General features: G+C 36.2%; 17 protein-coding genes. 16 read left to right on the forward strand and 1 reads right to left on the reverse strand.

The annotated features are described in order from the left end of the window. Positions 1–28: 28 nt before the first annotated feature. The 10 genes from HQN83_RS08900 to HQN83_RS08945 all read left to right on the forward strand — a co-directional run bounded on the left by HQN83_RS08900 (position 29) and on the right by HQN83_RS08945 (position 7,117). Positions 29–247: an AtpZ/AtpI family protein gene (locus HQN83_RS08900; protein WP_173089982.1), complete on the forward strand. Its 219-nt coding sequence runs from the start codon at positions 29–31 to the stop codon at positions 245–247. Between the two features lie 102 nt (positions 248–349). Then, the gene (locus HQN83_RS08905; protein ID WP_246254406.1) at positions 350–688 is read left to right on the forward strand and encodes a hypothetical protein; all 339 of its coding nucleotides are present in this window, start codon (positions 350–352) and stop codon (positions 686–688) included. A 17-nt stretch (positions 689–705) separates the two neighbouring features. Then, positions 706–1,830: a F0F1 ATP synthase subunit A gene (gene atpB, locus HQN83_RS08910; RefSeq protein WP_173089983.1), complete on the forward strand. Its 1,125-nt coding sequence runs from the start codon at positions 706–708 to the stop codon at positions 1,828–1,830. A gap of 41 nt (positions 1,831–1,871) precedes the next feature. After that, complete coding sequence (gene atpE / locus HQN83_RS08915; protein ID WP_048907663.1) at positions 1,872–2,084, forward strand: ATP synthase F0 subunit C; 213 nt, start codon at positions 1,872–1,874, stop codon at positions 2,082–2,084. A 92-nt stretch (positions 2,085–2,176) separates the two neighbouring features. Next, complete coding sequence (locus HQN83_RS08920; protein ID WP_173089984.1) at positions 2,177–2,671, forward strand: F0F1 ATP synthase subunit B; 495 nt, start codon at positions 2,177–2,179, stop codon at positions 2,669–2,671. A 34-nt stretch (positions 2,672–2,705) separates the two neighbouring features. Continuing rightward, positions 2,706–3,254: an ATP synthase F1 subunit delta gene (gene atpH, locus HQN83_RS08925; RefSeq protein ID WP_173089985.1), complete on the forward strand. Its 549-nt coding sequence runs from the start codon at positions 2,706–2,708 to the stop codon at positions 3,252–3,254. A gap of 62 nt (positions 3,255–3,316) precedes the next feature. Further along, complete coding sequence (gene atpA, locus HQN83_RS08930; protein ID WP_108204987.1) at positions 3,317–4,891, forward strand: F0F1 ATP synthase subunit alpha; 1,575 nt, start codon at positions 3,317–3,319, stop codon at positions 4,889–4,891. A 26-nt stretch (positions 4,892–4,917) separates the two neighbouring features. Then, entirely contained in the window at positions 4,918–5,799 is an 882-nt protein-coding gene (gene atpG / locus HQN83_RS08935) for an ATP synthase F1 subunit gamma (protein ID WP_173089986.1), read from the forward strand. Between the two features lie 84 nt (positions 5,800–5,883). Next, on the forward strand, positions 5,884–6,099 hold the full coding sequence (locus HQN83_RS08940; RefSeq protein ID WP_173089987.1) for a hypothetical protein: 216 nt from the start codon (positions 5,884–5,886) through the stop codon (positions 6,097–6,099). A gap of 166 nt (positions 6,100–6,265) precedes the next feature. Then, positions 6,266–7,117, forward strand: a complete 852-nt coding sequence (locus HQN83_RS08945) for a DUF4349 domain-containing protein (RefSeq protein ID WP_173089988.1) — start codon at positions 6,266–6,268, stop codon at positions 7,115–7,117. 1 nt (position 7,118) lies between these two features. Here HQN83_RS08945 and ruvC read toward each other — a convergent pair whose 3' ends face one another. After that, positions 7,119–7,685 carry a crossover junction endodeoxyribonuclease RuvC gene (ruvC, locus tag HQN83_RS08950; RefSeq protein ID WP_173089989.1) on the reverse strand — a complete coding sequence of 189 codons (567 nt, stop codon included), beginning with the start codon at positions 7,683–7,685 and terminating at the stop codon, positions 7,119–7,121. 43 nt (positions 7,686–7,728) lie between these two features. Here ruvC and HQN83_RS08955 point away from each other — a divergent pair, with 43 nt between their 5' ends. The 6 genes from HQN83_RS08955 to gcvT are packed head-to-tail and all read left to right on the forward strand — an operon-like array spanning position 7,729 to position 13,898. Further along, positions 7,729–8,706 carry a hypothetical protein gene (locus HQN83_RS08955; RefSeq protein WP_173090153.1) on the forward strand — a complete coding sequence of 326 codons (978 nt, stop codon included), beginning with the start codon at positions 7,729–7,731 and terminating at the stop codon, positions 8,704–8,706. Beyond that, positions 8,684–9,820 carry a glycosyltransferase family 2 protein gene (locus HQN83_RS08960; RefSeq protein WP_173089990.1) on the forward strand — a complete coding sequence of 379 codons (1,137 nt, stop codon included), beginning with the start codon at positions 8,684–8,686 and terminating at the stop codon, positions 9,818–9,820. Before HQN83_RS08955 ends, HQN83_RS08960 begins: the two co-directional genes overlap by 23 nt. Further along, positions 9,820–10,911, forward strand: a complete 1,092-nt coding sequence (locus tag HQN83_RS08965) for an ABC transporter permease (protein ID WP_173089991.1) — start codon at positions 9,820–9,822, stop codon at positions 10,909–10,911. The genes HQN83_RS08960 and HQN83_RS08965 overlap by 1 nt, the downstream gene beginning before the upstream one ends. Positions 10,912–10,945: 34 nt before the next feature. Further along, entirely contained in the window at positions 10,946–11,557 is a 612-nt protein-coding gene (locus HQN83_RS08970; RefSeq protein WP_173089992.1) for a ribonuclease HII, read from the forward strand. 18 nt (positions 11,558–11,575) lie between these two features. Continuing rightward, positions 11,576–12,778, forward strand: coding sequence for a glycosyltransferase family 4 protein (locus HQN83_RS08975; RefSeq protein ID WP_173089993.1), 1,203 nt, complete (start codon positions 11,576–11,578; stop codon positions 12,776–12,778). A 40-nt stretch (positions 12,779–12,818) separates the two neighbouring features. Further along, a complete protein-coding gene (gene gcvT, locus HQN83_RS08980) occupies positions 12,819–13,898 on the forward strand; it encodes a glycine cleavage system aminomethyltransferase GcvT (RefSeq protein ID WP_173089994.1) in 1,080 nt (359 codons plus the stop codon). The last annotated feature ends 12 nt before the right edge of the window (positions 13,899–13,910 follow it).

A 13,910-nucleotide genomic window follows, 5' to 3' on the forward strand; every position in this document is an offset into this window, starting at 1 on the left:
AACCGATTTTATTTAACTATATCAGTTTATGACAGATCCTGAAGAAAAGAAAAAAGGCTTAAACACGTTTGCTAAATATTCTTCAATTAGTTTTCAAATGATTGCTATAATAGGTGTATTTGCCTTTATCGGTTATAAAATTGATAAACATAGAGGGAGTAAGACGCTTATTATAACAGCAATATTTAGTTTGATAGGAGTTGGCGTAGCTATGTATCAAGTTGTAAAACAGTTGAATAAAAACTAAAGTTGATTATTTTAAGCCAAGGTAAATACCTACTTTTGTAAAAAAATATAAATTTTGAGTCTAGCGCGTTTTACTGTTTCTTATTTACTGTATTGTATAGTTTTGGCTGGTATAGCCTATTTGTTGCCGATAATTTTCCCTGATGCCCGCATTCTGACTAGTAAGTTCTGGCTCATATATTCTTTCTTTGCCGGCATTACCTATGTTGCTTATTTCTGTGCTGATTTGGGCCTGAAACGTAATCCAGAAGTAGGGATTATGGCGATTATGGGGGCTATTGCAGTGAAAATGTTTTTTTCTTTGGCTTTCGTGCTGATTTACAGTCTAAATGCTAAGGAAAAGGGGCTAATTTTTGTGCTGAATTTTTTTTCTTTATATTTATTGTTCAGCTTCTTTGAAATATACTCTTTGTTACGTAACTTGCGCCACCAAAATAAATAGTAAAAATCTGCGACTAAATGGATTGTAGCCACGTTTTTGAGTTTAAAGTGAAAAGGTTAATTGTTGTTTTTACGCTTTTTTTAGCGTTTCTGTCGGTTTCGTCTCGAGTTTTTGCTCAAGCGGATACTGCCGTTGTTTCTGCTGATACTGCTGTAAATGCAGCTCATACCGAAGGTGCTCATGGCGCCGGACATGGAGAAGAGAAGTTTGAACCTACCAAAGTGATTATGGAACATATTGCGGATTCGCATATGTGGCATCTTTGGGGTCATTTATCGATCCCGCTTCCTGTAATATTGTATACTCCGGATGCCGGCTTAGAGTTTTTCTCTTCAGGTCAATTTCATCACGGTGAACATGATTATGCAGGTGCAAAGAATACTTACCGTTTAGTTAACGACAAGATTAAAATTGTTGGTGCTGACGGTCAGGTAGATGAAGCTGCTTCATCTAAAATCCTTGATTTTTCTATTACTAAGAATGTTGCTGCAATGTTTATTGCAATAGCGATTATCCTTGTAATATTTATATCTGTTGCTGCTGCGTATAAAAAACGTGTTGGTAAAGCGCCAAAAGGTTTGCAATCATTTGTTGAGCCGATCATTCTTTTTGTAAGAGATGATATTGCTAAACCAAATATCGGACATAAGCACGCTAAGTTTATGCCTTACTTATTAACTGTGTTTTTCTTTATCTGGATTAACAACGTTTTAGGTTTGATTCCTATTTTTCCAGGAGGTGCCAACGTAACTGGTAACATCTCATTAACCTTTGTGCTTTCATTGTTTACTATGATTATTGTAAACATTAACGGTAACAAATATTACTGGAAACACATCTTTTTACCTAACGTACCTTTCTGGTTATGGCCACTTATGGTAGTAGTTGAGGTTGTAGGTGTAATTTCTAAGCCCTTTGCATTAATGGTTCGTTTGTTTGCTAACATTACTGCTGGTCACATTATCGTATTGAGTTTGATCTCATTGATATTTATTTTTAAAACATTGGCTATTGCGCCGGTATCTGTTGCTTTCGTATTGTTTATGGATGTGTTAGAATTACTGGTAGCATTTTTACAAGCCTTTATATTTACATTACTTACTGCCTTGTTTATTGGTATGGCAGTAGAAGAACATCATTAATTAGAAACTATTTTTTACAAATTATATAAATTAAATTAGTTATGGTAGGTTCAATCGCGGCGATAGGTGCCGGTTTAGCAGTAATTGGTGCCGGTATCGGTATCGGTCAAGTAGGTGGAAAAGCAATGGAAGGTATTGCTCGTCAGCCAGAAGCTGCATCAAAAATTCAGACTGCAATGATTATTGCTGCCGCTCTTATTGAGGGTGCTGCTTTATTCGGTGTAGTAGTTGCATTATTAGGCTTAGGTGTTTAATAACTCAAACTGAAAAATTTTAGGCGGGTATATAACGATTGGTTATCTACCTGCCTTAATAAAGAAGAATAAGTTTAAAAGTATTATATAAAATGGAATTAGTAACCCCTACCATAGGATTAGTTTTTTGGACAGCAGTCGCATTTGTTTGCTTATTAATATTGCTTAAGAAATTTGCATGGAAACCCATTCTTGCTGCTATTCATGAACGTGAGCAATCAATTGATGAAGCTTTAAACAAAGCTGAACTTGCAAAACATGAAATGGCTCGTTTAACTGCTCAGAATGAGGAGTTGATGAAAGAAGCTCGTGCAGAACGTGATCATATCTTAAAAGAGGCAAAAGCATTAAAAGATAGCATTGTTCATGAAGCAAAAACACAAGCTCATACTGAAGGCGCTAAATTAATTGAAAAGGCTAAAATTGAAATCGAGAATCAAAAGAAAGCTGCTTTAGCAGAGCTTAAGAGTCAAGTTTCAAGTTTATCTTTAGAAATTGCTGAGCGTGTATTACGTAGTCAGCTTGAAGATAAAGCAAAACAACAGGATTTAGTTGCTAATCTTTTAAAAGATGTTGAATTAAACTAATTTATAGTTTGTTTAGCTAGATATACCAAAGAAAATGTCAGAAAATAAAGCAGCATCGAGATACGCCAAATCACTAATAGATCTTTCTATTGAGCAAAACGCTTTAGAAGAGATCAAAAATGATATGGTCTTTTTAGAAAAGGTAATTAATGATAATTCTGAATTAGAAGCTATCCTTAAAAACCCAATAGTTCCCCTAGATAAAAAAGCAGGGATTTTAGAGAACATATTTGGTGCTAAAGTTCATAAGGTTACAACTGCCTTTATGAAATTGCTTGTAAGCAAAGGTCGTTCTTCGATTTTATTTGATACAACAAAATCTTTTATTGCACAATACAATGCAATTAAAGGTATTGTTACAGCAGAGGTAACTTCTGCAGTTGAACTTACACCTGCAAGCAGAGCTGAAATCATAGCTATTGTTAAAAAGGAAATAGGAGCTAATGAAGTTGTTGTTAAAGAAAAAGTTAATGACAAACTAATTGGTGGTTTTATTTTAAAAGTTGGAGATAAACAATTTGATGCAAGTATTTCAAGTGGTTTAAGTAAACTTAAAAAAGAATTTACTCTGGGGATTGTTTAATCCTGAGATGATATAACAAGAGATAACATATACTGAATTTACAAAAGAAATAATATAAAATTATGGTAGAGGTAAGACCAGACGAAGTATCGGCAATTATCAGGCAACAATTGGCGGGCTTCAAATCAGAAGCAGAACTTGAAGAAGTTGGCACCGTATTGCAGGTGGGTGATGGTATTGCCCGTGTTTATGGTTTAACTAAAGTTCAATCGGGCGAATTAGTTGAATTTGAAACCGGCTTGCAAGGTATTGTTTTGAACCTTGAAGAAGATAATGTTGGTGTGGTTCTATTGGGCCCTTCAGACAAAATCAAAGAAGGTGATACTATTAAACGTACTAAAAAAATTGCCTCTATTAAAGTTGGTGAAGGTATGTTAGGTCGTGTTGTTAACACACTTGGCGAGCCAATCGACGGTAAAGGTCCTATTTTAGGAGAGACTTATGAAATGCCGATTGAACGTAAAGCACCTGGTGTAATTTATCGTCAGCCGGTAACTGAGCCTTTACAAACTGGTATTAAAGCTATCGATGGGATGATTCCTATTGGCCGTGGTCAACGTGAGCTTGTTATTGGCGATCGTCAGATTGGTAAAACAGCTGTATGTATTGATACCATTATCAATCAAAAAGAATTTTATGAAGCAGGTAACCCTGTATTCTGTATATATGTAGCTTGCGGTCAAAAAGCAAGTACTGTAGCAAACATTGTACGTACTCTTGAAGAGAACGGTGCAATGCCATATACAGTAGTTGTTGCTGCTTCTGCTGCCGAACCTGCTCCATTGCAGTTTTATGCTCCTTTCTCTGGTGCAGCGATAGGTGAGTTTTTCCGTGATACTGGAAGACCAGCTTTAATTGTTTATGATGATTTATCTAAACAAGCTGTTGCTTACCGTGAGGTGTCATTGTTATTACGTCGTCCACCGGGTCGTGAGGCTTATCCAGGTGACGTGTTCTATCTTCACAGTCGTTTATTAGAGCGTGCTGCTAAGATCAACTCAAATGACGAGATCGCACAAGCAATGAACGATTTACCAGAATCATTAAAAGGTATCGTTAAAGGTGGTGGTTCATTAACTGCATTACCTATTATCGAAACTCAAGCTGGTGACGTTTCTGCATATATCCCTACTAACGTAATTTCAATTACTGACGGTCAAATCTTCTTAGAAAGTAACTTATTCAACGCAGGTGTTCGTCCGGCAATCAACGTAGGTATCTCGGTATCACGTGTGGGTGGTAACGCTCAGATCAAGTCGATGAAGAAAGTTGCAGGTACATTAAAATTAGATCAGGCTCAATACCGTGAGTTAGAGGCTTTCTCTAAATTCGGTTCAGATCTTGATGCTGCTACTAAATCAGTTCTTGATAAAGGTTCTCGTAACGTAGAGATTTTGAAACAAGGTCAGTTCTCTCCAATGACTGTTGAGAAACAAGTTGCTATTATTTACATCGGTACTAAAAACTTAATGCGTTCAGTTCCTGTAAATAAAGTAAGAGAGTTTGAAGCTGAATATTTACAACAATTAGAATTGCGTCATCCAGAAACTTTAAAAGCGTTAAAAGCTGGTAAGTTAGATGATTCAATCACTGGAGTATTAGAAACTGTGGCTAAAGAGCTTTCAAGTAAATACTAATAAAGCTGAACTGAAGATAAAGAAGAATGGCTAATTTAAAAGAAGTAAGAATTCGAATAGCATCAGTACAATCTACTCAGCAGATTACCAAAGCCATGAAAATGGTTTCGGCTGCTAAGTTGAAGCGTGCAACTAATGCTATCATACAGTTACGTCCCTATGCTACCAAGCTAAAAGAGATCTTAGGAAATCTTTCTGCAAGTTTAGAAGGATCATCATCACCTTTTATACAAGAGCGTGAGCCTAACAAGGTTTTGATCATTGTGGTTTCTTCTAACCGTGGTTTGGCTGGTGCGTTTAATATGAACGTAATTAAAGCTACTAATAATTTAATTGCCGATAAGTATAGCGAACAGTTTAAAAACGGTAATGTAAGTATAGTTGCTATCGGTAAGAAAGCTCAGGATTTCTACGAAAAACGTAACTACAGCGTAATTGGAAACAATAACGAAGTATATGCTGATCTTACTTTCGAAAATGTAACCAAAATCACTGATACTATCATGGCAGGCTTTGCTAAAGGCGATTATGATAGAGTTGAATTGGTATACAACAGATTTAAAAATGCTGCTGTTCAAATTTTAACAACAGAACAACTAATTCCATTAACTAACGGGCAGGATGCTGCAGAAGAGAAATCTTCTAATGTAGACTATATTTTAGAGCCTTCTCAGGAGGAAATAGTTGAGCAGTTAATACCTAAGTCAATTAAGATTCAATTGTACAAAGCTGTATTGGATTCTCATGCTTCAGAGCATGGTGCCCGTATGACATCAATGGATAAAGCAACTGAAAATGCCGGTGACTTATTGAAAGCTTTAAAACTTTCATACAACCAGGCTCGTCAGGCTGCAATTACCACAGAGCTTACAGAGATTGTAAGTGGTGCAGCTGCTTTGAACGGATAGAATTGAGTGATATAAAAAGATCAGCGTAATATGCTGTATTAGTTTAAAAAATATTATTTTTGCGCAGTAAATAAAAACAGTAGAATGGAACAGACACCAAAGCACAATACAGAAAGCATGAAAAGGGCTAATGATACATCAATTTATAAATTGATAACCATTGGGGTTTTAGTTGGTATTTTAGGCGTTTTTTTACGCTTTGCTGGTGACTCTACCACACTTTCTATTATCTCTTGGGCAATCTTGGGTGTAGGAGCTGTAATCGCTTGTAAAGGCGTATTTAAAATATTAGACGCATAGTATTTAAAACATAAATTTTTAGGAACGTCCTCATTAGCAATGGCTAGTGAGGACGTTTTTTTGTAACATTTATATAGATTAAAGTATTAAGGGTCTTATTTGAAGGAATTTTAAGGTTACCTAATTTCATATTTTGTATTAAGAAGAAACGTCAACTATTAATACTATGAAAAAATATTTAATTTATTGTGTATTCACAATAGCTTTGTTTTCTTGTAATGCAAATAAAGAATCAAAAATGGATAATTCAGATTCAACTTCTGCAAATATCGAAACAACGGATTCACTTTTAAGTGAAAAAATTATCAAGACGGCAGATATGCGTTTCCGGGTTAAGGATGTGCAGAATACGAAAGAGAAATTAAGCTCGGCTATCAAAGCAGAAGGAGGAACTGTTGCAGAGTTTACTGTGCAAAGCAATATTCAGCAAACTGAAAAGGTAAAGTATTCGGCCGACTCATTATTGGAACTTACTTCTTATCGGACTGAAGGATTAATAATAGCAAAAGTTCCTTCAGAAAAGCTGGATGAGTTTACAAATAAAGTGGCGAAGATGGCTGTATTTATTGACCAGCAATCACTGAAAATGGATGATCAGAGTATTGTTTATCTGAGTAATAAACTAAAGAATCAGAATAGAGTTGAGGCCGTGGATCAGCTTAATAAGCATGCCAATAAGAAAAGTAATAATGTTGAAACCTCCCTATCTCTTAAAGATGATTACGTAGATAAAAAGATTGAAAATCTGATGATCGATAGCAAGGTTCAGTATAGCACAATTACACTTAATTTTTATCAGGACAATACAGTTAAGAGCATTCTAGTTGGAAATGATGATTTGTATAGTTACCGCCCAAACTTTTTTACCAGATTAGGATTAAGCTTTCAGAACGGATGGTATATTTTTAAAGAATTTATACTCGTTGCGATGAACTTATGGGTATGGATATTAATTGGAGTAGCCGCATACTTCAGCTTTAAATACTATCGAAAAAGAAAAGTAGCAAGCGCCAATTAAGTTACTGCTTAAGGCGCTTTTTATTGTCTTTAGCAAACGCTTCCCAGCCGGAGTAGGATTTACCTGCTCCGCTGGTGCTTACCTTCTGAAATGAATGGCAAACAGCAACAGCTAGTCCATCGGTAGCATCCAGAAATTCGGGTGTTTCCTTAAAATTTAACAATCGTTGCAGCATGGCAGCTACTTGTTCTTTGCTGGCATTTCCGCTTCCTGTTATAGACTGCTTAACTTTTCGAGGTGCATATTCTGTGATCGGAATATTTCTGGACAGGGCCGCTGCCATTGCTACACCTTGCGCACGACCTAATTTTAGCATCACCTGAATGTTTTTCCCATAAAAAGGAGCTTCAAGTGCCAGAAAATCGGGTTTAAATTCATCCAAAAGTGTTACTGTCTTTTCAAAAATACGCTGAAGCTTCAAAAAGTGGTCGTCCATATGATCCATCCTCACTATCCCCATGGTAACTAATTCAATTTTACTTCCCTTCTCCAGTACTACTCCGTAGCCCATTATTGAAGTTCCCGGGTCTATACCCATAATCACCCTTTCCTTTTTTTCAGCCAACATAAAACAATATTAAGCATATTTGCAGATAGTAAATGCAAAAAAGTTGACATCGCAGTACAAAAAACTACTTTCTTACTTCATAAAAACAGCAATTGTTGTATTTGCCTTTTGGATCATTTATAACAAACTGTCAGATAATGAGAATTTAAGCTCATTTAGAAGCCTGTTACAACAAATTCCTCAGTCAGAAATCATTTTGGTTATGACTACGGTTGTTGTACTCATGTTTTTGAACTGGGGTCTGGAGGCTTTAAAATGGAGAAGGTTAATTTCAGGAATAGAGAAAATTAGTGTCTGGAGATCTATTGAGTCCGTATTTTGTGGTTTAACCTGGGCAGTTTTTACACCTAATAGAATTGGGGAATACGGTGGCCGGGTTTTCTTTTTATCGCCCAAAAGAAGGATTGTGGGGGTGGTGGCCATGGCAGTCGGGAATATTGGCCAAATGGTGCTTACCAATGTATTCGGTGCCATTGCATTATGCTTATTCATTTACAAATTTGTCAATATAGATTATCGTTTGTTTTATGCACTGGTAATCCTTTCTACAATGTTTTGCTCGTTTTTTATCATTTTCTATTTCAATATAAAATGGCTAAACGGCATTTTGGTTTCCATGCGTTTTACACGTAAATACAAAAAGTTCTATAGTATTCTTGCACGTTATCAGAAAAAGGAATTATTAAATATACTTTTGTTTTGTTTGGCAAGATATGTTGTGTTTAGTACGCAATATTTTATCCTTTTTTATTGGCTGATACCAGAATTACATTATTTGGATATTTTGATGATGGTAAGTATTCTGTTTTTTGTTCAATCTACTTTACCTTCTCTTGATCTTTTTGATATTGGCGTTAGGAGTGTTACTGCATCGTACTTCTTTAGTTCAATAACAGATCAGAATGTTGCAGTTATAGCATGTACAGCTAGTATCTGGTTAATAAATATTATAATTCCTGCTATATTAGGCACTTATTTCGTTTTTAAACTTAATTTCTTTGGAAATATTCAGCGCAGTTAGTTACCTCTCCTCTTTTTTGACCATTTTATATGTAATAGTGGTTATTGCGTTCATAAAAGGATGGCACAGTCTAGTGTATTTTAAGACTTCGGAAAGTGAAGGGAAAACTAAAGTATCTATTTTGGTGGCTGCACGTAATGAAGAAACAAATATTTCTAAAACAATAGAAGATCTGCTTGAACAAAATTATAGTAAAGCCCTTACAGAAATCATCTTTATAGATGATCATTCGACAGACAACACTGCTGGAATTATAGGGTCGTATGCAAATAGAGGCATTAAGCTAATTTGCCTTAATGAAGATCAACCATTAAATTCTTATAAAAAGAAGGCAATACAAACTGCGATAGGACAGTCAAGTGGTACTTTAATAATTACTACAGATGCAGATTGTAGAATGGGGCCCGAATGGTTAAAAACGGTTGTCCAGTTTTATGAAGCGGGAGATTATAAAATGATTTCTTCGCCGGTTGCTTATTTTCAGGAGAGAAGTTTCTTTGAGCGTGCTCAATCACTGGAGTTCCTTTACTTGATAGGTTTAGGTGCATCAACAATAGGAAATAAACAGCCTTCTACTTGTAATGGAGCCAATCTGGCTTATGAAAAGGAAGCTTTTTATGAAGTTGGTGGCTTTAAGGGGATTGATGATCTGGCTTCGGGCGATGATGAGTTGCTTTTGCATAAAATAGCAGCCCGATATAGTAATAACATTGGATTTTTAAAAAACAGGAATGCCATTGTTTACACTCATGCCAAATCCACTTTAAAGGAATTTATTCAGCAGAGGAAACGCTGGGCTTCGAAAAGTACGAGGTATAAAAACAAATCTATTATAGTTTTAGGTGTTTGCATTTGGCTGTTTAACCTAAGTGTACTGATGAACCTTGGTGTTGGTTTGTTTATAGGGTTCTATTTTAAACTTGCCATCTTTCAGATATTAGCAAAAATTATAGTCGAATTCTTATTTTTATATGACGTGACTGGTTTTGCAAAACGACGAAAATTATTGGTTCTACTACCGGTTCTGAACATATTGCATATGGTTTATATCGTTTACATTGGTATTGCCGGGAACTCCGGGAAATATAACTGGAAAGGAAGAATGGTAAAATAGTGGAAATAAGCAATAGCCCTTCAAGAAAAGTCTGGAGACGGTTTAGGAAAAATAAACTGGCTTTGGGAGGGTTATTATTTATCATCATGCTTATCCTTATGGGTATTCTGGGTTATGCAATTACTCCTGATCAGACCCCGAATGCCAATACCATGCATCTTCAACTTACCAATAAGAAACCGGGAAGATCTTTTGATTTTTTAATCATCAGCAGAAGTAAAAACATTAGGCAGGTTAACTTTTTTGAGAAGATGCTCTATGGTCAGGAGGCCGATTTTAAAAGTATACCTATTACTTCTTATCGTGAATATCAGGGGAAGGTTTATGCAAGGGCATATATTGGTGATGATGAACAGGCTGAGGAGACAAGCTTCCCTTTGCTTAAAGGGAGTAATCATTACAACCAAACCTTTTGGTTGGGTACAGATGTTTATGGACGTGACCTCCTAAGTAGGCTTATTCTTGGAATTCGTGTTTCTTTATCTGTTGGACTAATGGCCGTCCTCATTTCTCTTTTTATTGGGGTTAGTTTAGGCGCATTGGCTGGCTATTTTGGGGGTAAAACTGATGTGGCTATTAGCTGGTTTATGAATGTAATTTGGTCGTTGCCATCCTTGCTGCTCGTTATTGCAATTTCCTTTGCGCTTGGTAAAGGCTTCTGGCAAATATTTATTGCTGTCGGCTTATCTACCTGGGTTGATGTAGCCCGTTTGGTTCGCGGACAAGTATTGGCACTAAAAGAAGTGGAGTTTGTAGAAGCCTCAAAAGCACTTGGGTACTCTTCTCCAAGAATCATCATAAAACATATCTTGCCAAACATTGCTGGTCCAATATTGGTTGTTGCTTCAGCAAATTTTGCTTCGGCAATACTTTTGGAATCAGGGTTGAGCTTTTTAGGCTTTGGGGCCCAACCACCAATGGCAAGTTGGGGTGGTATGATTAAGGAGCATTATGGATACATAATTATGGATGCGGCATATCTAGCCATTTTGCCCGGACTTGCAATTATGCTTACCGTATATGCATTTAATTTATTGGCAATAGGATTACGGGATGCATTTGATGTCAAGTCACAAAATATCTCCGTGTAGCTGCACCTTTTAAATTTACTAACTTTGTTGTAATATGTTATTGAACAGTTATCAGAATGAATTATTAGAGGCCGGATGTGATGAGGCTGGAAGAGGTTGTTTGGCAGGGCCTGTATTTGCAGCTGCCGTAATTTTGCCTCCTGATTTTATTGCAGGAGAGTTAACCGACTCTAAGAAACTTACCCATAAACAACGCTGTAATTTAAGAGTAATTATAGAAAAGGAAGCAATTGCCTGGGCGGTAGCAGAAGTTGATAACCTGGAGATTGACAATATTAATATCTTAAATGCGTCCTTTCTTGCGATGCACAGGGCTGTAGAAAAGTTAACTGTACAACCACAATACCTGAGTATAGATGGAAATCGCTTTAAAGCATATCCAAATATCCCTCATACTTGCATTGTTAAGGGTGATGGTAAGTATTTAAATATAGCAGCAGCCTCTATTCTTGCTAAAACACATAGAGATGAGTTTATGGAGAATATATCTTTGCAATATCCTCATTATCAGTGGCAACAGAATAAAGGTTATCCTACAATTGTACATAGAATGGCAGCTTTAGAGCATGGATTGTCGCCATTTCATCGTAAAACTTTCACAATTAGTAATCCGCAACTGGCTCTGTTTTCTGAAAACGAAGGATAATTAGTATTTTCACATGATTTGAAAATATTAATTCTTACAAATAGGGTCCCTTTTCCGCCAAACAGCGGATATCCGATAGTAGTTTACAATACTATTAAGGGATTGCTACAGCTTGGTGTTGAAATTACGCTATTTAGTATCAACACTAACAAGCATAGAGTCGATGTAGATGATATTTATGATCCTGTTTTTGATGGTATAAAATTTCACTCATTCAGTTTAGACACCGAAGTAAATGTGTGGGGTGCATTATTTAATATTTTCTCGAATCAATCTTATAACGTTTCGAGGTATTTTGATGATGATGCGGCTAAAATTCTAGAAGAGATTTTAAAGGAGAGTGAGTTTGATATTATTCAATTTGAAGGGCTTTTTGTTGTGCCGTATTTAGATGTTGTTAAGGAAAACAGTAAAGCTAAAGTAGTTTACCGGGCACATAATATAGAATTTGATGTTTGGGAACGTATTGCCAGAACAGAAAAGTTTACACCCCGCCGCAGATATTTGCAATTTCTTGCGCGCCGGTTAAAGGTTTATGAAACGGAACAAATGAACAGGTTTCATCAGGTGTTTGCCATCAGTGAGCAGGATAGACAAAGTATTCTTCGATTCGGTTGTGAAACTGCTCTTGAAGTTTTTCCTGTGGCGCTTGATTTTGAAAAATATGTTACTGATCCTTCAAAAACTAGCTTCCCGACATTGTTCCATCTGGGGGCAATGGATTGGCGACCAAATAAGGAAGGATTGGAGTGGTTTCTCGATGAAATATGGCCTGATATAGAAAAATTAAGTAGTGAACTCCGTTTCTATATTGCCGGAAAAAATATGCCCAGAGAGTTTTTTGAGTACGACTCAGAAAATCTGGTAGTAGAAGGTGAAATTTTTGACGCCGTAGAGTTTATAAATTCTAAAGCGATTATGATAGTTCCGCTCTTGTCTGGTAGTGGAATGAGGGTAAAGATTATTGAAGGTATGGCCATGAGTAAATGTATTATTGCTACAAGTATGGCCGCCGAAGGGATCAAGTGCGAGCATGGTAAAGATATTCTTATTGCTAATACCGCTGATGAGTTTTACAGGTCTATTCTGCAATGCATCACCAATCCTAAAAAATGGCGTGAAATAGGTGAAAATGCAAGGAAAACAGTAGAACGTGATCACGACTTTTTTACGATCTCCAAAAGGATGTTGAAAGTCTACCAAAAGTTAGTAAGTGCTTAAATTTTATATACCTTTGCCCACGTTTTTACAGATATAGAATATGAAGAATACCGCATTAACAGAAAAACACATCTCTTTAGGGGCTAAAATGGTGCCATTTGCAGGTTACAATATGCCGGTTCAATACGAAGGTATAAATGCAGAACACGCCGTGGTTAGAAACAGTGTTGGCGTTTTTGACGTTAGCCATATGGGCGAATTTATTTTAAAGGGCGAAAATGCGCTTGATTTAATTCAACGTGTTACCAGCAATGATGCTTCAAAACTTTACGATGGAAAAGTGCAATACTCTTGCCTTCCAAATGAAGATGGAGGTATTGTTGATGACTTATTGGTTTATCGCATAGATGAAAAAACCTATATGCTGGTTGTTAATGCTTCTAACATAGATAAGGATTGGAATTGGATTCAGAAATTCAATGATAAAGGTGTAGAAACGCACAATATTTCTGATAAAACATCTTTGCTTGCAATACAAGGCCCTAAAGCAGCAGAAGCCTTACAAGGTTTAACAGATGTTGATCTTGCTTCTATGGAGTACTACAACTTTGTTAAAGGTACATTTGCAGGTGTTGATAATGTAGTAATCTCTGCTACTGGTTACACTGGTGCCGGAGGTTTCGAAATCTACTTTGATAATGAACATGCTGAGAAAATCTGGAACGCAATTTTTGAAGCTGGTGAACCTTTCAATATTAAGCCTATTGGTTTAGGTGCCCGTGATACTTTACGTTTAGAAATGGGTTTTTGTTTATACGGAAATGATATTGATGATACCACTTCACCAATTGAAGCTGGATTAGGATGGATTACTAAATTCACTAAGAAATTCACTAATTCTGATGCTTTATTGGCTCAAAAAGAAGCTGGAATAACCCGTAAATTAATTGGATTTGAAATGATTGACAGAGGAATTCCTCGTCATGATTACGAGATCGTTGATGCAGAAGGTAATGTAATTGGTAAAGTTACATCCGGTACTCAAGCTCCGTCTTTACAAAAAGCAATTGGAATGGGCTACATTTCAAAAGGTATGGATAAAGAAGGAACTGAGATTTTTATCAATATCCGTAACAATAAAATTAAAGCTAAAGTAGTTAAGTTCCCTTTTTATAAATAAAAGCCAATCCTG

The organism is Pedobacter foliorum (assembly GCF_013266735.1).
GTDB lineage: Bacteria > Bacteroidota > Bacteroidia > Sphingobacteriales > Sphingobacteriaceae > Pedobacter > Pedobacter foliorum.